This window comes from Rhodosalinus halophilus (assembly GCF_003298775.1).
GTDB classification, from domain to species: Bacteria; Pseudomonadota; Alphaproteobacteria; order Rhodobacterales; family Rhodobacteraceae; genus Rhodosalinus; species Rhodosalinus halophilus.
Window position 1 is genome coordinate 105,747 of the sequence record NZ_QNTQ01000010.1, and the last position, 17,251, is coordinate 122,997.

The 17,251-nt window shown below is 69.9% G+C and carries 22 protein-coding genes; 15 read left to right on the plus strand and 7 right to left on the minus strand.

Annotated elements, in window-relative coordinates:
• Positions 1–89: 89 nt before the first annotated feature.
• Both DRV85_RS11705 and DRV85_RS11710 read right to left on the minus strand, forming a co-directional pair.
• Positions 90–818 carry a flagellar hook capping FlgD N-terminal domain-containing protein gene (locus tag DRV85_RS11705; RefSeq protein WP_113289652.1) on the minus strand — a complete coding sequence of 243 codons (729 nt, stop codon included), beginning with the start codon at positions 816–818 and terminating at the stop codon, positions 90–92.
• A gap of 53 nt (positions 819–871) precedes the next feature.
• Positions 872–2,410: a flagellar hook-length control protein FliK gene (locus DRV85_RS11710; RefSeq protein ID WP_113289653.1), complete on the minus strand. Its 1,539-nt coding sequence runs from the start codon at positions 2,408–2,410 to the stop codon at positions 872–874.
• A 113-nt stretch (positions 2,411–2,523) separates the two neighbouring features.
• Here DRV85_RS11710 and DRV85_RS11715 point away from each other — a divergent pair, with 113 nt between their 5' ends.
• The 6 genes from DRV85_RS11715 (at position 2,524) to DRV85_RS11740 (ending at position 6,562) form a co-directional block, all read left to right on the plus strand.
• Positions 2,524–2,814, plus strand: coding sequence for a rod-binding protein (locus tag DRV85_RS11715; protein ID WP_113289654.1), 291 nt, complete (start codon positions 2,524–2,526; stop codon positions 2,812–2,814).
• Positions 2,807–3,157 carry a flagellar biosynthesis protein FlgN gene (locus DRV85_RS11720; RefSeq protein ID WP_113289655.1) on the plus strand — a complete coding sequence of 117 codons (351 nt, stop codon included), beginning with the start codon at positions 2,807–2,809 and terminating at the stop codon, positions 3,155–3,157. Before DRV85_RS11715 ends, DRV85_RS11720 begins: the two co-directional genes overlap by 8 nt.
• Positions 3,158–3,361: 204 nt before the next feature.
• Complete coding sequence (locus DRV85_RS11725) at positions 3,362–4,891, plus strand: flagellin N-terminal helical domain-containing protein (protein WP_113289656.1); 1,530 nt, start codon at positions 3,362–3,364, stop codon at positions 4,889–4,891.
• 101 nt (positions 4,892–4,992) lie between these two features.
• Positions 4,993–5,349 (plus strand): flagellar biosynthesis regulator FlaF, encoded by a 357-nt coding sequence (gene flaF / locus DRV85_RS11730; RefSeq protein WP_338066968.1) that lies wholly within the window; start codon positions 4,993–4,995, stop codon positions 5,347–5,349.
• The gene (gene flbT / locus DRV85_RS11735; protein ID WP_113289658.1) at positions 5,346–5,750 is read left to right on the plus strand and encodes a flagellar biosynthesis repressor FlbT; all 405 of its coding nucleotides are present in this window, start codon (positions 5,346–5,348) and stop codon (positions 5,748–5,750) included. Before flaF ends, flbT begins: the two co-directional genes overlap by 4 nt.
• Positions 5,684–6,562 (plus strand): DUF1217 domain-containing protein, encoded by an 879-nt coding sequence (locus tag DRV85_RS11740; protein ID WP_233495489.1) that lies wholly within the window; start codon positions 5,684–5,686, stop codon positions 6,560–6,562. The genes flbT and DRV85_RS11740 overlap by 67 nt, the downstream gene beginning before the upstream one ends.
• A gap of 333 nt (positions 6,563–6,895) precedes the next feature.
• Here DRV85_RS11740 and DRV85_RS11745 read toward each other — a convergent pair whose 3' ends face one another.
• Positions 6,896–8,281, minus strand: coding sequence for a FliI/YscN family ATPase (locus DRV85_RS11745; RefSeq protein ID WP_113289660.1), 1,386 nt, complete (start codon positions 8,279–8,281; stop codon positions 6,896–6,898).
• 86 nt (positions 8,282–8,367) lie between these two features.
• Here DRV85_RS11745 and DRV85_RS11750 point away from each other — a divergent pair, with 86 nt between their 5' ends.
• The 9 genes from DRV85_RS11750 to DRV85_RS11790 are packed head-to-tail and all read left to right on the plus strand — an operon-like array spanning position 8,368 to position 12,879.
• Positions 8,368–8,757: a FlgB family protein gene (locus DRV85_RS11750; RefSeq protein WP_199525916.1), complete on the plus strand. Its 390-nt coding sequence runs from the start codon at positions 8,368–8,370 to the stop codon at positions 8,755–8,757.
• 13 nt (positions 8,758–8,770) lie between these two features.
• Positions 8,771–9,154 (plus strand): flagellar basal body rod protein FlgC, encoded by a 384-nt coding sequence (gene flgC, locus DRV85_RS11755; RefSeq protein ID WP_113289662.1) that lies wholly within the window; start codon positions 8,771–8,773, stop codon positions 9,152–9,154.
• A gap of 15 nt (positions 9,155–9,169) precedes the next feature.
• Positions 9,170–9,460 carry a flagellar hook-basal body complex protein FliE gene (gene fliE, locus DRV85_RS11760; protein ID WP_113289775.1) on the plus strand — a complete coding sequence of 97 codons (291 nt, stop codon included), beginning with the start codon at positions 9,170–9,172 and terminating at the stop codon, positions 9,458–9,460.
• A complete protein-coding gene (locus tag DRV85_RS11765) occupies positions 9,460–9,729 on the plus strand; it encodes a flagellar biosynthetic protein FliQ (RefSeq protein ID WP_113289663.1) in 270 nt (89 codons plus the stop codon). The genes fliE and DRV85_RS11765 overlap by 1 nt, the downstream gene beginning before the upstream one ends.
• Position 9,730: 1 nt before the next feature.
• On the plus strand, positions 9,731–10,444 hold the full coding sequence (locus tag DRV85_RS11770; RefSeq protein WP_113289664.1) for a flagellar hook-basal body complex protein: 714 nt from the start codon (positions 9,731–9,733) through the stop codon (positions 10,442–10,444).
• A gap of 9 nt (positions 10,445–10,453) precedes the next feature.
• Positions 10,454–11,239: a flagellar basal-body rod protein FlgG gene (gene flgG, locus DRV85_RS11775; RefSeq protein WP_113289665.1), complete on the plus strand. Its 786-nt coding sequence runs from the start codon at positions 10,454–10,456 to the stop codon at positions 11,237–11,239.
• Positions 11,239–11,658, plus strand: a complete 420-nt coding sequence (flgA, locus tag DRV85_RS11780; protein ID WP_113289666.1) for a flagellar basal body P-ring formation chaperone FlgA — start codon at positions 11,239–11,241, stop codon at positions 11,656–11,658. Before flgG ends, flgA begins: the two co-directional genes overlap by 1 nt.
• A 9-nt stretch (positions 11,659–11,667) precedes the next feature.
• Positions 11,668–12,387: a flagellar basal body L-ring protein FlgH gene (gene flgH, locus DRV85_RS11785; protein ID WP_113289667.1), complete on the plus strand. Its 720-nt coding sequence runs from the start codon at positions 11,668–11,670 to the stop codon at positions 12,385–12,387.
• 12 nt (positions 12,388–12,399) lie between these two features.
• Positions 12,400–12,879, plus strand: a complete 480-nt coding sequence (locus DRV85_RS11790) for a flagellar basal body-associated FliL family protein (RefSeq protein ID WP_113289668.1) — start codon at positions 12,400–12,402, stop codon at positions 12,877–12,879.
• A gap of 12 nt (positions 12,880–12,891) precedes the next feature.
• Here the strand turns inward: DRV85_RS11790 and DRV85_RS11795 are convergent, their stop codons facing one another.
• From DRV85_RS11795 to flhA, 4 genes are read right to left on the minus strand one after another with little or no spacing between them, the layout of a single operon-like run.
• A complete protein-coding gene (locus tag DRV85_RS11795; protein WP_113289669.1) occupies positions 12,892–13,302 on the minus strand; it encodes a hypothetical protein in 411 nt (136 codons plus the stop codon).
• On the minus strand, positions 13,299–14,393 hold the full coding sequence (locus tag DRV85_RS11800; protein WP_113289670.1) for an EscU/YscU/HrcU family type III secretion system export apparatus switch protein: 1,095 nt from the start codon (positions 14,391–14,393) through the stop codon (positions 13,299–13,301). The genes DRV85_RS11795 and DRV85_RS11800 overlap by 4 nt, the downstream gene beginning before the upstream one ends.
• A complete protein-coding gene (locus DRV85_RS11805) occupies positions 14,393–15,163 on the minus strand; it encodes a flagellar biosynthetic protein FliR (protein ID WP_113289671.1) in 771 nt (256 codons plus the stop codon). Before DRV85_RS11805 ends, DRV85_RS11800 begins: the two co-directional genes overlap by 1 nt.
• Entirely contained in the window at positions 15,160–17,247 is a 2,088-nt protein-coding gene (flhA, locus tag DRV85_RS11810; protein ID WP_113289672.1) for a flagellar biosynthesis protein FlhA, read from the minus strand. Before flhA ends, DRV85_RS11805 begins: the two co-directional genes overlap by 4 nt.
• Positions 17,248–17,251 lie beyond the last annotated feature (4 nt).

Genomic DNA, 17,251 nt, shown 5'->3' on the forward strand with positions numbered 1-17,251 from the left:
GACCCGGGGGCAGATGGTGGTGCGACTCGGACATTTTGGCAACAACTTGCTGAATGTTGCCTGGAAATAATGCACCCGGCCCGTCTGCCCTACCCGGCTTGCCCGGTCCGCACAGCGGTCACGCTGCTGGCCGCCACGGTGAAGCCGCTCTCCAGCAGGAGTTCCACCTGCCCGGCCGGGTCGACGCGCACCTCGGCGACCGAGGCGTAGCTTTGCGCAGGCGTTTCTCCGAGCACTTCGCCGCCGGAGAGCCAACGCGCCGAAATCTCGTAGACACCGTCGGGAAGCGCCCCCGTCGGCGACGCGGCGCCCTCCCAGACGACGCGCTCCGTTCCAGGCGCCAAAGGTATCTCCTGCACGACGCGACCCGCTTCGTCGCGCACGAGCAGGAGCCCCCGGTCGGCCGCCGGATCCGGTGACAGCACCAGCTCGGCCGGCTCGCCATCGAAGGCGACAGGCGATGCGCTGCGCGCCTCCATCCCGATCCATCCCGCGTAGTCTGCAAGACCGCGCGGCGCCCCGGACTGTTCCGCCAGGCCGGACAGAAGCTGATTGGTGAGCACCTGCTGTTCGACTCCGGAGAAGGTCGCCAGTTGCACCGCGAAATCCGATGACTCGATCGGATTGAGCGGATCCTGGTTGCGCATCTGGGTCGTCAGCATCTTCAGAAAGGTCTCGAAGTCGGCGCTGGTCTCGGATGCTCCTCCGAACGCCCCAGGCGTGGTGCTGGCCGGCGTGCGGCCTTCCGGCGACGCGGCAGCGGCCTTCGCCGGCGCGGTGCGGGTCTCGGTCGGGATGGCAGCGGTCGGAAGCGTCATTCGGTGATCCTTTTCGGCTTCGAGATGCGTTCGGGACACAGTCCCCTGGCGGATCAGAGGCGCAGGTCGAGGCCGCCGGCCGCAGGGGGCCGGGCAGCCCGCACATGATTGGATTCGGACAAGTCAGTCTCCGTCGCCCCTTCGACTGCCCGCGCCGACGAAGGATCCTCGCCGCCACGACCGCCCGAGCTGGCGCCATCCGAGCCTATGTCGATGGCCACCGATGCATAGCCCAGGCGCCGGAACTCTTCGGTGAGTTGATCGAGGTGACGCCGCAAGAGATCGAGCGTCTCCGGCCGCTCGGCCTGTATCTGGACCGTCACGCTCGTATCCCCGGTCACGATCCCCAGGCGGAGGCGACCGAGCTCCTCCGGCTCGAGCGCGATGTCCGTCACCCGATCCGGCGAGCGGGCCGCTGCCTCGGCGACCTGTTGCGCGAGCCGCGCGGCGCCGTCCCCGGTGCGCGGCGGCGGCGCGTCCGGCAGCGCAGCGGCCGCGGGATCGTTGGGCGCACCCGCCGGCAGCGCGAACAGCGGGGCCTCCGTATCCCGCGGGCTTGCACCCTCGAACACCGGTCCCGACGCAAGTGCAACGGGCGCCGGTGCGATGGGCGGCGTGCCGCCGCCGGCTTTCAGCGCCGTATCCGGAGTCGGAGCGCCCGACACGGGACGCGCCGTCGGAACGAAGCGCGCAGGCGCGCCGGAAGGCAGCCTTCCGGCGCCCGACATCTCGGGCAGGAAGGGAGCAGCATCGCTCGCACCGGTCGATGCCTTCGGAAACGATGGCGATCCGGCGATGGACGGATGCGCATGCTCCGCATTGGCAAGATGCCCGGCTATGCGTGGCGGACCGCGGTGGCCTTCATGCGCGCGCACCGCCACGCTTTCTCCTCTCCCAAGCGAAGCAGACGCCAGTGGCGAACCGGTCGCTCGGGCCGCCGCGAGAGGCATCGCGTCGGGCGAGGCGGGCGCGTGGAACGCGGTTCGAGCCAGGATAAGAGGCGCTGTTCCGTCGGGATTCTGCGCGCCAGTCGCGCGGCCGGAGGGCAGCTGGCGGCTCTCGCTCGCTGTTGCAGGCCATCCATCCGCGCGCAGGAACTGGCCGCCTCGGCGCGGGTCGGCGGCAACCCCGGCTCCACCACGCGGCGCAGGCCAGCCCGCCTGTTCGTGCGGGACACCGTCGGTCACAAGCTGACGCGAAGAGCTTTCCGGCCGGCCCGGGGCCATGTCATTCAAGGCGTTCGACTGCGGCGCAGGTTCGGCTGCCACCGGGAAGGGCCCCTCGGCGCCACCTTCCGCGTTTTCGGACTCCCGGGACACCGCCGCATCCAGCAGTCTCGCGGACGACCCGCCGGACGCTCCCGCGTCTTGCCGCTCCGGTCCCCGGCCGCCACCGTCCGACAGCAGGGCGGGCGCATCCTGCTCCCCGCTCTCCTTGTGCGCCTCCTCACCCGCGTTCTCGACGCCCGATCCCGGGGCGCGCCTCTCCCCTTCGGCGGAAAACAGGTTCTCGAAACCGCGCGCTGGCGCTTGGGCCGCCGCGGCCGCTTCCGAGGGCGGGATGGACCGGGCGGGAACAGGCGTGACATGCATGCGGACCTCGGCGGGTTCTCCTTCTCGATGTCCTGCATAGCCTGTCGAGGGTTACCGGATCTTCACCAGACGGCCGCAGGATGCGGAGAGTTTCATGCAATTGGAGTGATCCCATGTCCCTGCCATCTCCCCTGCCATCGTCCGCCACCGGCCCGCTGCATGCGTCCGCAAGCGGCGCGAGCCTGCGCGGCGCCGCGACCAGGCTGGAAGCCGTCTTTCTAGCCGAAATGCTCGAGGCCGCCGGGGTCGGGCGCACGCCCGAGAGCTTCGGCGGTGGCGCAGGGGAAACCCAGTTCGCCTCTTTCCTGCGCGAGGCACAGGCGCAGGCGATGGCCGAGGCCGGCGGAATCGGCCTGGCCGAGCATCTGTTCCGCGCGCTTTCGCAGGAGACCACCGATGTCTGAGGCCGGCGCCGTGCTCGGCGCGCTCGACCGACTTCTGGAGGAGGAGCGCGCATTGCTGCGGGCCGGCCGGTTGGACGCCCTGTCCGATCTGTCGGTCCGCAAGGAGACGCTCATGGAGCGGCTGACCGAGGTCGGCGTGCCGCCGGAGTCGCGCGAGTCGCTCGCCGGGCGCATCGCCCGCAATCAGGCGCTGCTCGACGGGGCGCTCGCCGGGCTGCGCCAGGTATCGGAGCGGCTCGGCGCCGTTCGCGAACTGCGCCGCGGCCTTGAGACCTACGACCGCGAGGGGCGCCGCACCGCCATGGCGCAACCTGGCGGCGTGCACATGGAAAGGCGTGCGTGAACATTTTCGGAAAAGCCTCGGTATCCAGCCTGGCGCGCTTAGCACTCGGTTAGTAACTGCCTGCCAGTCTGCCACGGCATCCCGCGGGATGGCGTGGCGGAGCGCATCCGCCACATCGGTCAGAACGACTGCGCGAAAGCCCGGGCCCGCCCGGGCCGACAGTTCAGGCGAAATGCGCCACCCAAAGAAGGATCCGAGAAAACCATGTCCAGCATTCTGACCAACAACAGCGCCATGGTCGCGCTGCAGACCCTCAAGTCGATCAACGGCAACCTTGCGAAGACGCAGGGCGAAATCTCGACAGGCAAGTCCGTCGCCTCGGCCAGCGACAACGCTGCGGTCTGGTCGATCTCCAAGCTGATGGAAGCCGACGTCGAGGGTTTCAAGGCGATCTCGGACAGCCTCGCGCTGGGCGAATCGACCCTCGCCGTGGGCAAGCAGGCCGCCGAGACCACCACCGATCTGCTCACCCAGATCAAGGGCAAGGTCGTCGCTGCACAGGAAGAAAACGTCGATCGACAGAAGATCCAGACGGACATCGAGGCGCTGACCAATCAGATCAGCTCGGTCGTGGGCGCGGCGCAGTTCAACGGCAAGAACCTCGTCAACAACTCCGACGAGACGAGCATCCTGTCCTCGCTCGACCGCGCCTCCGACGGCAGCGTCCAGAGCAGCTCGATCAGCTTCAATGGTCAGAACCTGACGCAGACCGCCGGCTCGCTGGGCACCGGCACGGGACTCACAGACCTTTCGTCCAACGTGACTGCCTCCTCGACCACCCTGTCGAGCACCGCCGTGCGTGACGACGGAGCGGGCACCAACGCCGACATCGCGCTGACCGGCGACTTCAGCGGCGATTCGCTGTCCTTCGACATCGGCGGAACGACGGTGAACTTCGCCGCCGGCGACCTCAGCGCGACCGCAGCCACGGCCGCCGGGCAGATCGCCGACGCGATCAACGCCGCGCAGATCGAGGGCATCTCGGTGACCAACAACGCCGGCACGCTCGAATTCGCCTCCACCCGGGCGTTCGAGCAGACGACCGTGAACGTCACGCAGGGCGGCGCCGCGGCCGGCACGCTCGGCGCCACGACGGTGACGCTGGATCAACGCGCCGAGAGCTTCACCTTCTCGGCGGTCAACGTGAACGCAGGAGACGGCTATCAGCTCTCGCTCGCCAACGCCGGCATCAACGCGACCTATGTGGCCAGCGCGGGCGACACGATGGAAGACGTGGCGAAGGGCCTGAAGATTGCCGTCGACTCGGCCAACAACGGCGACATCACGACCAATGTGGCCTACGACGAGACCACGAACCAGTACACGCTGGAGATCGACAACGCCAACGCGACCGACGACACCGTCACCATCACGGCCAACGACGACGCGAACGACAACGCGGTCGCCTCGGGCCGCCTTGCCGGCCTCGAGGGCTTCGACGTGACCACCAAGTCGGGTGCGGAGGCCGCGCTCGCCAACGTCGAGACGCTGATCCAGCGATCGGTGGACGCGGCCGCGGAATTCGGATCGGTCCAGGGGCGCATCGAGACCCAGACCGATTTCGTCAGCAAGCTGACGGACTCGCTGAAATCCGGCATCGGCTCGCTCGTCGACGCCGACATGGAGGAGACCTCGGCGCGACTGCAGGCGCTCCAGGTTCAGCAGCAGCTGGCGACCCAGTCCCTGTCGATCGCCAACCAGGCGCCGCAGCAGCTTCTCGCCCTCTTCCGTTAAGGGCGGCACGCCGGCCCGGGGCATTGCACCCCGGGCCGGCGATCCGCGCCCGATCGTGACAGCAGACGGAGAGCCGCGCCGTGAACGCCACCAGTCTCGCCATGCGCGCCTATGCGCAGACCACCACCGCCACGCATACGCCGCGCGGCACGGAATATCAGGTGATCGCCCGCGTCACCCACCGCATGAAGGCCGCTGCACAGCAGGGCAGCGCAGGCTTCGCCGCGCTTGCGAGCGCCATCGCCGACAACCGCCGTCTATGGACGGCGCTCGCCGTCGACGCCGCGGGCGCCGGCAATGCGCTTCCCGACGACGTGCGCGCACGCATCGTCTTTCTCGCGGAATTCACGCACCTCCACAGCCGCAAGGTGTTGACCGGCGCAGCCTCGCCCGCACCCCTGCTCGAAGTGAACGCGGCGATCCTCCGCGGACTGCGCCAGACCGCGGGGGCCGCATGAGCGGCCTCGTCCTCAAGCTCGGCCCGCGAGAGCGCATCCTGATCAACGGGGCGGTGATAGAGAACGGCGAGCGCCGGGCGCGGCTGTCGATCGTCACACCGGGCGCCCATATCCTGCGCCTTCGCGACGCGATCCACCCCGATGAGGCGACGACGCCGGTGCGGCGCGTCTGCTACGCCGTGCAACTGGTTCTCACGGGCGACGCCGATCCGGAGGAGATGCGGCTCCAGCTGCTACGGCGCATCGAGGAGCTGAGCCGGGCGCTGACCGACCATGACAGCCGGCGCCATCTCGACCTCGCGACCAGCGAACTGCTGTCAGGGCGCTTCTATCAATGCCTCAAGGCATTGCGGGCGCTCATACCCCGCGAGGACCGGCTGCTCGCCGCGCGCCGGCCATGAGCTTTCAGCCCGTTCTGCCGCTCGGCGGTCTTGCAGGTTGGCGTTTCCTGCAACGCACGATGCCTGCACAGCAATCCGCCCTCAACGACAGCCCCCCGATCGCGCGGAATGCAGAGCACTTCCGCGCGCGGATCGGCGAGATCGCGACGCCCGCGGAGCTGGTCGAGGACCGGCGGCTGCTAACCGTGGCGCTGGGCGCCTTCGGGCTGCAGGAAGACATCGACAACCGATTCTTCATCCGCAGAATCCTCGAGGAAGGGACCGCGCGCAACGATGCGCTGGCCAATCGCCTCGCCGACAAGCGTTACGCCGTCTTCGCGCGCGCCTTCGCCTTCGACGCCCCCCAAGGTCCGGCGACGCGAGCGCCGGGGTTCGCCGATGACATCGTCGCGCGCTTCGAGCGCCAGAGCTTCGAGGTCGCTATCGGCCGGCGCGACGAAGACATGCGTCTCGCCCTCTTCGCAGACCGGGAACTCCGGGCGCTGGCCCGCGCTGACAGCACCCCGCGCACCAAGTGGTTTCGCGTGATGGGCACGCCGCCGCTGCGCGCCGTAGTCGAGACCGCGCTCGGGCTTCCCAAAAGCTTCGGGCAGCAGGATCTGGACCGACAGCTGGAGACGTTTCGCGACCGTAGCGCGCGTCTTTTCGGGAGTCCGGACATTGCGGCCTTCGCCGATCCGGAGGTGCGGGAGCGGGTGATCCGCCAGTTCCTGCTGCAAAGCGAAATCGGGCGCGTGCCCGCCACCACGCCGGGTGCCACGGCGCTTGCGCTCCTTGAAAGCGCCGCTTCGGCGGGCCGGTCCGGGGTTTGAAGCGAGGCGTGTCGCAAGATCGCAGCGCGTCGGAAACGGCGCGAAGGCCAACGGCGCCGCGCGCGTCCCAAGCCCGGCTCTGTCCCGCAAGGTGTTCCTCTGCCTGACAACGCCAAGCAGGCCATCACGAAGCTGGGCGCGCCTCGGGCGGATACCCCTTGCGCGCGCTCTGGCAAGGCAGAGCACGGTACGCCACTCTTCGCCGCGCGAGCGTGGCTGGACACAGGGCGGCGACCCGCCAACAAGACTGCCGGGGCGCGACACGATCTGTCGCTGCCAGCCCAGGCGGCAACGAACCGGCCGGGCACCGACTTGGACCACCGCCGCCGCCTGCTATCCGGCCAGGCGGCGGGGCGCCTCTGGCCCTGCGGCGGTTCGCGGCGCGGCCCGCCCCGACGCCTCGGCCCGGCGCAGGATCAGCTGCAGCCGCCGGAAGCTCTGCTCCACGCTTTGGCTTTCCGGTTCGGCGAGAAAGCTCTCTATCTCCGGCCAGACACGCATGGCCTGATCGACGTCAGCATCGTTCCCCTCCGCATAGAGCCCGGCACGAATCATCGTTTCGGCCCCCTCGCGCGCCGCCACGAGCGCCCGCAGCCGCAGGATGGCGGCATTCTCCTCCGCGCTGGCAGCCGCAGGCAGGCTGCGCGAGACCGATCGGGTAAGATCCACGGCAGGAAAGCGCCCTCGCTCCGCGATCGCGCGGTCGAGCACGACGTGCCCGTCGAGCACACCGCGAAGAACGTCGGCCACCGGCTCGTCCATGTCGGAACCCGCCACCAGAACGGAGAAGATCGCGGTGATGTCGCCAGCCTCGCCCGCGCCGGGGCCGGCGCGCTCGGCGAGCGCCATGACCGACTGCCCCAGCGAAGGCGGATAGCCCCGCAGCGCGGGCAGTTCGCCGGCAGCTGCGGCAACCTCGCGGTGGGCTTCGGCGAAGCGCGTCACCGAATCGGCCAGGAGCAGCACGTGCCGGCCTGCATCCCGGAAGTGTTCGGCCACAGCCATCGCCGTCCAGGCGCAGCGCCGCCGCAGAAGCGGCGAACGGTCCGACGTGGCGGCGACCACCACGCTGCGCGACATGCCCTCGGGCCCGAGGCCGCGCTCGACGAAGTCGCGCAACTCGCGCCCGCGTTCGCCGATGAGTGCCAGCACGACGACATCCGCCTCCATCGCACGGGCGAAATGCGCGAGCAGGCTCGACTTGCCCACGCCGGAGCCCGCGAAGAGGCCCAGGCGTTGACCGCGCACCACGGGCAGCGCCGTGTTGAAGAGCGCGAGGCCCGTCTCCAACCGCCGCCCGAAGCCGCGACGGCGGGCCGGATCGGGCGGATCACACCGCAAAGCGCGCGGCTGCGACCCCGGCAGAAGCGGCGCGCCGTCGAGCGGCCGGCCGAAGGGGTCGATCACGCGGCCAAGCCAGCCGTCGCACGGCGCGATCCCGGGCGCGCGCACGAGCGCGACGGGATCGCCCAGAGAGACGCCCTGCGCCTCGCCCTCCGGCAGCATGACGGCCTCCGATTCGGCGAGGCGCAGAACCTCGCCCGCGAGCCGGCCGCCGTCGCGGCGGCGCAGTTCGAGCCGGTCGCCAATGCGGGCAGATTGGCCGAGGCCCCGCACGCGCAGGAGCGCGCCGTCGACCGCAGCCACCCGCCCGAGCGCGCGCACTGCGCCCAGGCCGGCCAACGCGGCGCCGAGCTCTTCCAGACGCCTGTCTTTCATACCGCCGCTCCCCTGTTGTTCCGGGAACGGTTTCTAAAGGAATCGCAGTTAAGCCTTGATTGAACGCGATCGAGGGAGAAGCCCCGATGTTCGACAGGCTGAACGTCTTCCGCACGGCGGAAATGATGGCGGTGCACGCCGGCACGCGGCATGCGGTCGTCGCGCGCAACATGGCGCATGCCGACACCCCGGGCTACCGGCCCGCCGATCTCGCGCCCTTCCGCGAGATGGCGGCGCGCCACGCGCCCGCCGCCACCACCCTGCGCGCAACGCGCCCGGGCCACATCGGCGCCGCGACCACTGGCTTCGCCACGCCCGAGCCACGCCGTGACGTGGTCACGGACCCCAACGGAAACGGCGTCTCGCTCGAGTACGAAATGCTCAAGTCCGTCGAGGCCAAGCGGCAGCATGACCGCGCGCTGACGATTTATCGCAGCGCGCTGGAAATCATGCGCCAGAGCCTCGGGCGCCGCTGAGAGGGGTTCTGCCATGACCGATTTCTCCGATTCCCTTCGCCTGTCCGTGAGCGCCATGCGCGCGCAGGCGACGCGCCTGCGGCTGGTGTCCGAAAACATCGCGAATGCCGACACGCCGGGCTATCGCCGCAAGACCGTGAGCTTCACGCAGATGGCCGGCGCGAGCGGCGAGGTGCAGACCGGACGCGTCAACCTGGACCGCTCCGAACTCACGCGCATCCACGACCCCGCGCATCCCCTCGCCGACGAGAGCGGCCACTACGCCGGATCCAACGTCGATCTCATCGTCGAGATCGCCGATTCACGCGAAGCGCAGCGCAGTTACGAAGCCAATCTGAAGCTCTTCGACCAGGCGCGGCAGATGTCTTCGGCCCTGCGCGAACTTCTGCGCCGATAGAGGAGAACCCCTATGATCGATGTCCGCACAGCCCTCGCCGCGCGCGAGTACGCCGCCCTTCGCCCCGCCACGGAGCCCGATCCGGCGCAGGCCGGCGCAGGGGCCTCGCTGCGCGCGGCGACGGAAGACTTCGCGGCGACCCTCCGCAAGGGCGAAGAGGCGGCGATGGCCTCCATGACCGGTGACGCCGACCCGCATGCGCTTGTGATGGCGCTCGCGCAGTCCGAACTCGCGGTGCAGACGGTGGTCAGCGTCCGCGACAAGGTCGTCGAGGCCTACCAGGAGATCCTGAGGATGCCCGTCTGATGCAGAGCGACGCGATCTTCTTCGACACGCTGCGGCAGGGGCTCTGGATCGCCGTGATCATCTCGGCGCCGGTCCTGACCGCGGCGCTTCTCGCCGGCGTCACGATCGGCCTGTTCCAGGCGCTGACCTCGATCCAGGAGATGACGCTCACCTTCGTGCCCAAGCTCGTGGCGATCGTCGGCGTCTTCTGGGTCTCGATGAGCTTCATGACCCAGACGCTGGTCTCCTTCCTGCACGAACGCATCGCGCCGCTGATCGCCGGAGGCTGAGATGGAACACGCGACCTATGTCACCCTGGCCCGCCAGTCCGGCCTGATGCGCGAGATGCAGGCGGTGGCGAACAACATCGCCAACATGGCCACCACCGGCTACCGGCAGGAAGGTGTCATCTTCTCCGAGTTCGTCCGCCGGATCGACGGGGCCGAACCGCTTTCCATGGCCACGGCCAACGTCCGCAACACCAGCTTCGCGCAGGGCGAGATCGGCCAGACCGGCGCGCCCTTCGACCTCGCCATCGAAGGCGAGGGCTACTTCCTGATCGAGACGCCTGCGGGCGAACGGCTCACCCGGGCGGGCGCCTTTTCACCCAATGCCGCCGGAGAACTGGCGACGCCCGACGGCCACCGGTTGCTCGACGCGGGCGGCGCGCCGATCTTCGTGCCGCCTGGCGCCGCAGGCGTCACGATCGCGGCCGACGGCACGTTGAGCGCCGACGGTCGGCCGCTCGCCCGGATAGGGCTCTGGACGCCGGTCGACCGGACCGACCTGCGCCGCGAGGACGGCGTGATGTTCCGCGCCGAGTCGGGCGTGCAGCCCGGCGCGCCGGGCCGCATCCTCCAGGGCTACCTCGAGGCCTCCAACGTGGACCCCATAGGCGAGGTCGCCCGGATGGTCGCCGTGCAGCGGGCCTACGAGATGGGCCAGAGCTTTCTCGAGGCCGAGCACGAGCGGATCCGCAGCGCCCTGAGAACCTTCGTGAAATAGGAGATCGCCATGCGCGCCCTCAAGATCGCAGCGACCGGCATGAGCGCCCAGCAGATGCGGGTCGAGGTCATCTCGAACAACCTCTCGAACATGTCGACGACGGGCTACAATCCCCGGCGGGCGGAGTTCTCGGACCTGCACTATCAGCAGTATGCGCGCGCAGGCACGATCAATGCCGCCGACGGCACGGTGCTGCCCACGGGCGTGCAGCTCGGCCTCGGGGTGCGCCCCGCCGCGGTCTCGGTCCAACTCGAGCAGGGCGCGCTCTCGGCCACGGGCGGCGATCTCGATGTCGCGATCGAGGGCCGCGGCTATCTCGAGGTGACCCTGCCTTCAGGTCAGCCCGGCTATACCCGCGACGGCGCCCTGAAGCGCAGCGCGGACGGGCTGATCGTCACCTCCGACGGCTACCCCGTTTCGCCGGAGATCGTGATCCCCGCGGATGCGCGCGCCCTCTCCGTCAATGCCGACGGCGAGGTCTACGCCTACTTCGAGGAAGGTGGTGCAGCGCAGCTTCTCGGGCAGTTCACCCTGGCAGGCTTCACCAATCCGAAGGGTCTGGAGGCCCTTGGCTCGAACCTCTTCGCGGAAACGGAGGCCTCGGGGCCGGCCCTGCTCGCCGCGCCGGGCGAGGATGGTCTCGGCACCCTGCGGCAGGGCTATCTGGAGGAAAGCTCCGTCGATGCCGTGCGCGAAGTTACCGAATTGATCGAGGCGCAGCGCGGCTACGAGCTGAACTCCAAGGTCATATCCGCGGCCGACCAGATGCTCGGCGCGACGGCGCAGGTACGCTGATGCGGGCGGGCCTCGTCGCGCTCGCTGCGCTCGCCGCCGCGCCGGCCGCGGCCGAGACCCTCGTCGCCACGCGCCTGATCCGCGCGCAGGAGGTGATCGGCCCCGGCGACGTGACCCTTTCTTCCGGCGAGGTGCCCGGCGCGCTGACCGATCCCGCCGCGGCCGTGGGTCGCGAGGCGCGGGTCGCGCTTTATCCCGGAAGGCCCGTGATGCGGGGCCAGACGGCGCCGCCTGCCCTGGTCGAACGCAACCAGATCGTCACCGTCGTCTACGCGCAGGGGGGCCTGCGGCTCACCGCGGAGGCGCGGGCGCTCGGCCGCGCCGCCGCCGGCGAACGCGTCCGCGTGATGAACCTGTCGTCGCGGCTGAGCGTCACCGGAACGGTCGCAGAGGACGGCTCTGTCCGCGTCCAACCCTGAGGAGATTCCATGCGCCTCGCCCCTCTCGTCCTCCTGCCGCTGCTCGCCGCTTGCGCCACCGGCCCCATCGGGCGGCCGCCGGAGTTCACCTCGGAGCCCGATAGCGCCGAGCGCTTCGCGATGCTCTCGCCGGGCTTGCCGCCGGAGATCACGGCGTCGGAGCCGGCGGACGCCTCCTCGCTCTGGTCGGCAGGCCAGCGCTCGCTTCTCGGGGATCGCCGCGCGATGCGCCGCGGCGACATCCTGACCGTGGTGATCGAGATCGACGAAAGCGCCGAGATCTCCAACGAAAGCTCCCGCAGCCGCCGCGGATCGCAGCGGCTGGGCCTGCCCCAGCTCTTCGGCCTGCCGCAGCGCGCGCAGCCGGATCTGCCGGAAGGCGCCTCGCTCGCCAATGCCGTCGAACTCGACAGCACAAGCGAGGCCAGTGGCGACGGATCGGTGCGCCGCCAGGAGGAGCTGACCCTGCGCGTGGCCGCGACCGTGACGCAGGTTCTGCCCAACGGCGTGCTCGAGATCCGCGGCAGCCAGGAGGTGCGGGTGAACTTCGAGCTGCGCGAATTGCGCGTGACGGGGCTCGTCCGGCCCGAGGACATCTCGCGCCGCAACGAGATCACCTACGACAAGATCGCCTCGGCCCGGATCTCATACGGCGGCCGGGGCCAGATTACCGACATGCAGCAGCCGCGCTACGGCCAGCAGATGCTGGATGCGGTGCTGCCCTTCTGAGCGGAGGCGCGTATGGGCAAGCTCCTGCCGGTCCTTCTCGCCCTGGCGGGCCTCGGCGCCGGGGTTGGCGCAGGACTGATGCTGCCGGCGGCGCCCGCGCCTCAAGCGGCCGCGCCGACCGAGGCCTGCGCACCGGCAGAGACGGAGGTTGCGCCGCCGCCCGACGGGTCGCGCGAATACGTCAAGCTGGCCCAACAGTTCGTGGTTCCGGTTCTCGAGGGTGACCGCGTCGGCGCGATGGTCGTGCTGTCGCTCTCGCTCGAGGTGCTGCCAGGCGCCCGCGAAGCGGTCTTCGAGCGCGAGCCCAAGTTGCGCGATACACTCCTGCAGGTGCTGTTCGATCATGCCAACATGGGCGGCTTCGGCGCAGAGTTCATGGGGGCGGCGAATCTCGATCTGCTGCGACGGTCGCTTGCCGAAGCCGCGCGGCAGATCATGCCGGATCGCATTACCGACGTCCTGATCGTGGACATGGCGCGTCAGGACGTCTGAACACGGCCGCCATCAGGGTGGCTCGCTCAGAATCAGTCGCTCGATCGCATCCTCCGCCTGCCGCCGCGCGGCGGCGCGGCTCCGCATGCGCCGGACGTCCTCCAGCAAGGCTGCGGCGCCCTCCCGTCGGCGCAGGCTGTCGCGCAGTCGTGTCTCCGCTTCGCCGACACGGGCACGCGCCAGGGCGAGCTCCTGCAGGAGGGTGGTACGGCGGCGCCGGGACTGCTCCTGCCAGAGCGGCGTCGCGCCGACCGTGTGGTGCGCGATGCCGGGGGTCGCAAGCGCCGATCTTGCCTGCGCCTCCATCGCCGCGAGCGCCTGCGCCACACCCTTTTCCTCCGCCTTGGCGCGGGCGAGCGCTGCGGCGTCCCGGCGATACCGTGCCTCAAGGACAGCGAGGAGGTCCGCCAGCTGCGCGCTCATCGCCGGCCCCGCGCCCTTGCACGCCGCCGCATGTCCTCGGCGAAGCGGATCGCCGCCGCGACGGCCCGATAGTGATCCGGCGGGATCTCGCGCCCGAGCGGCACCTCCGCGTGAAGGGCGCGCGCGGTCGGCGCGTCGCGATAGAGCGGCACGCCATGCTCCTCCGCGATCTCGCGTATGCGCCGGGCCACCTCGTCCGTGCCCTTCGCCACGCAGACCGGGGCGGCACCCGGCGCGCGGCTCCAGCGCAGCGCGACCGCGAAGTGGTGCGGATTCACGACCACCACGTCCGCGCCGGGCACATCGCGCAGCATGCGATTGCTGGCGATCGCCTCGGCCCGCGCGCGGCGCTCCTGCTTGAGCCAGGGATCGCCTTCGGACTCCTTCATCTCGTCGCGCAGCTCCTTGTGCGACATGCGGTTGCGCCGCCGATGTTCCGCGCGCTGCCAGAAGTAGTCGAGCGCGCCCATGACACCCGCCACCGCCGTGACAAGCGCGAGGAACTCGATCATGAGGCGCGCCATCGCGGCGCTCGCGGGTCCGGGCGCGGTCATCACGCTCGTCAGCACGTGATCGAGCCGCGCGGCGAGGAAAGCCGCGAGCACCGCAGAGATCACCAGGAGCTTCGCGAAGCTCTTGGCGAATTCGAACAGCCCGTTGCGACCGAACTTGTTCCTGGCGTTGGCGATGACCGAGAGTCGGGAGGCCTTGGGCTTGAGCTTGTCCGGTGCGACAGTGAAACTGCGCTGCGCGACGACCGCGCCGATCACGGCGAGCGCGGGCACGCCGAACCAGAGCGCCAGCGGCGGCGCGAGCGCGGTGAGCAGCCCGCCCGTCGGCGCCGAAGGCGTGCCCTCGAAGAAGAGGGGAGCGAGCCGGTCCGCCTGGGCGACCAGCGTCGCGAGCGCCGACCCCACCTCGCCCACGGACCAGGCGCCTCCCGCTACCGCGGCGACGAGAAGGCCGCCATAGGCCGCGGCGGCGCCGATATCGGCGGATCGGGGAACCTCGCCGCGCCTGCGGGCCTGTTCGAGCTTGCGCTCGGTCGGTTCGTGCGGTTTGTCGCTCCCCTCCTCGGCGCCCTGATCCATCAGTCCGACCCCATGGGCGTCTCGAGAAACAGGTGCAATGCGTCGAGCCAGACCGACAGCATGAGGGGCGCCGCGACCGCGAAGAGCGCGAGCCCGCCCAGCGTGATGACCGGGGCGCCGACGAAGGCCACCATGAGCTGCGGCATCGCCTTGTTGATGGCGCCAAGCGCCAGGTTGTAGAGCATCGACAGGATCACGAAGGGGGCGGCCAGCGTGAAGGCGAGCCAGAACGCGCGCGCGACCCGCCCCGTGCCCCAGGCGGCGAAGGCCGCTGCGTCCGGGAATTGGCCTGCAGGCAGCAACCCGTAGGAGAGGATCATGAATTCCGCGAGGCGGACATGCAGGCCCGCCATCATCGCAAGGGCGAGACCGCCGATCGTCAGAACCTGCCCGATGGCCGGTATCGGTTCCGCCTGCGCGCCGCCAAGAAGCTGCGACAACGACGTGGCGTTCGCCGCGATCGCGCCGGCAGTTTGCAGGGCCAGCACCATGAGCCGCAGACCGAGGCCGAGGGCGAGGCCTGTGAGCGTCTCTGTGGTGAGAAAGCGCAGGAAGGGTCCGAGCGCCGGCTCGGCGTCGGTCTCTATCGGTGCGGCGGGTGCGACGATGGCGGTGAAGGCGAGCGCCAGTGCGAGGCGGATGCGCATCGGCACGGCCTCGTTGCCGAAGCCCGGCAGCACCGCAGCGATCGCGCCCACGCGGAGAAAGACGAGCGCGGCCTGCCACAGCATCGGCTCGAGCAGACGGGCGAGTTCGGTCGCTTCGTTCATGCCGCGACGGTGCCGACCAGGGCGGGCCGCGCCTCAAGCCCGATCTCCTCGAAGGAGAGGACCGGATTCGAGACGCCCTTGGCCGAGAGCACGGTGCGCAGGAACCGCCGCCGCCGGCCGCTCGTGACGAGCGCGGGGTAGAGGCCGCGCTCGCCCGCCGCGCGCATTTCCTGCGCAACCCCGTCGCCCAGCCGGTTGAACACGTCCGGTGGCAGCGCCACGTCGAGACCGCCGCCGGCGCCCTCCACCTGATAGCTGGCGAAGGTGTCTTCCCACTCGGGGTCGAGTTGCAGAAGCGGCACGCTCCCGTCCTCGCGCCTGAGCTGCGCGACCAGCTGGAAACCGAGCCGCTGGCGCACCTGCTCGCAGATCGCCTCAGGGCTCGCATGGGTGAGCCGCGCTTCGGCGATCGCTTCGAGGATGAGCGGCAGGTTCCGGATCGAGACCTGTTCCTCGAGAAGCAGCCGCAGAACGCCGTGCAGAAGATCCACGGGCACCTTGTCGGGCACCAGTTCGTCGAGCAGCCGGCGATTCGCCTCGGCGCGCGCGGGATCGGACAGATTGACCATCTCGTCGAGCAGGCGCCGCAGGGCGCGCAGCGTCAGCAGTCGACCGAAGTTCCGCTTGATCGTCTCCAGAAGATGCGTGGCCAGCACCTCGACCGGCGCGACCACGGTGACGCCTGCCAGAGCGGCCTCGTCCTGGGCCTCCTGCGCGACCCATCGCGCCGCCGCGCCGTAGACGGGTTCCTGCACCTCCTCGCCGGGCGGCAGGGTGTGAGCGGCATCGCCGGCCAGCGCGAGAACCTGTCCGGGACGGAGCTGCGCGCGTGCCTGCTCGACGCCGAGGATGCGGATGACATAGGTGCCGGAGGGCAGCGAAAGCTCGTCGGTCAGCCGGATCTCGGGCATGATCAGGCCATAGGTGGCCGCGATGTGGCGGCGCATGTTCGCGATTCGCGCGTCGAGTCCCGTGCCCTCGTCCAGCACCATGTTCACGAGGTCTGGCGCGAACTCGACATGCACGTCGTCGACCTCAAGCACATCGCCGAGTGGCGGCGGCCCGGCCGGACCCGCCTCCGGGGCGTCGGCACGCTCGTCCGCCTCGGCATGTCGGGTGCCGCGATGCGCGAAGAAGGCGGTCCCGCCCAAGACCGCGGCGCCGGCGAGAAACGGCAGCAGGGGCAGCCCCGGGACCAGAGCGAAGAGCGCCATCAGGACGGCCACCGTCGCGAGCGCCGCCGGGTAACGGCCAAGCTGGGCGAAGAGCGCGAAATCCGCTGCGCCCGTCGTGCCGCCGCGGGCGAGCAGCAGGCCGGCGGCGATCGAGATGATGACGGCCGGGATCTGGCTGACCAGACCGTCGCCCACGGTGAGGATCGCGTAGGTCTCGAATGCGCGGCCGAACGGCATGCCATGCGCGAGCACACCCATGGCGAGGCCCATGACCAGATTCAGCAGCGTGATCAGCAGGCCGGCGACAGCGTCGCCCTTGACGAACTTCGACGCGCCGTCGAGCGATCCGAAGAACGTCGTCTCCTGCTGCTCTCGCTCGCGGCGGGCCTTGGCCTCGGCATGGTCGATGGCGCCGGCGGACATGTCGCTGTCGATGGCGAGCTGCTTGCCGGGCATCCCGTCGAGCGCGAAGCGCGCTCCGACTTCGGCCATGCGGGCGGCACCCTTGGTGATCACGGCGAAGTTGACGATCAGCAGCACGCAGAACACCACGAGTCCCAGCGCTACGCTGCCGCCCATCACGAAATCGGCGAACCCCTGGATCACGTTCCCGGCGGCATGGGTGCCTGCATGTCCCTCGCCGATTATCAGCTTCGTCGACGAGACGTTCAGCGAGAGCCGCAGCATCAAGGAGGCGAGCAGGATCGTCGGGAAGGCGGAGAAGTCCAGCGGGCGCTCGATGAACAGCGTCACGGTGAAGATGAGTATTGCGAGGGCGAAGGACGCTGCGAGGCCGATGTCGAGCATCCAGGCCGGCATCGGGAGCACCATCATGACGATCACCGCCATGAGCGCCATCGCGAGCAGGATGGTAGGGCGGAAGAGTGCGCGGAGGCTGATCGCGGGCATTCCG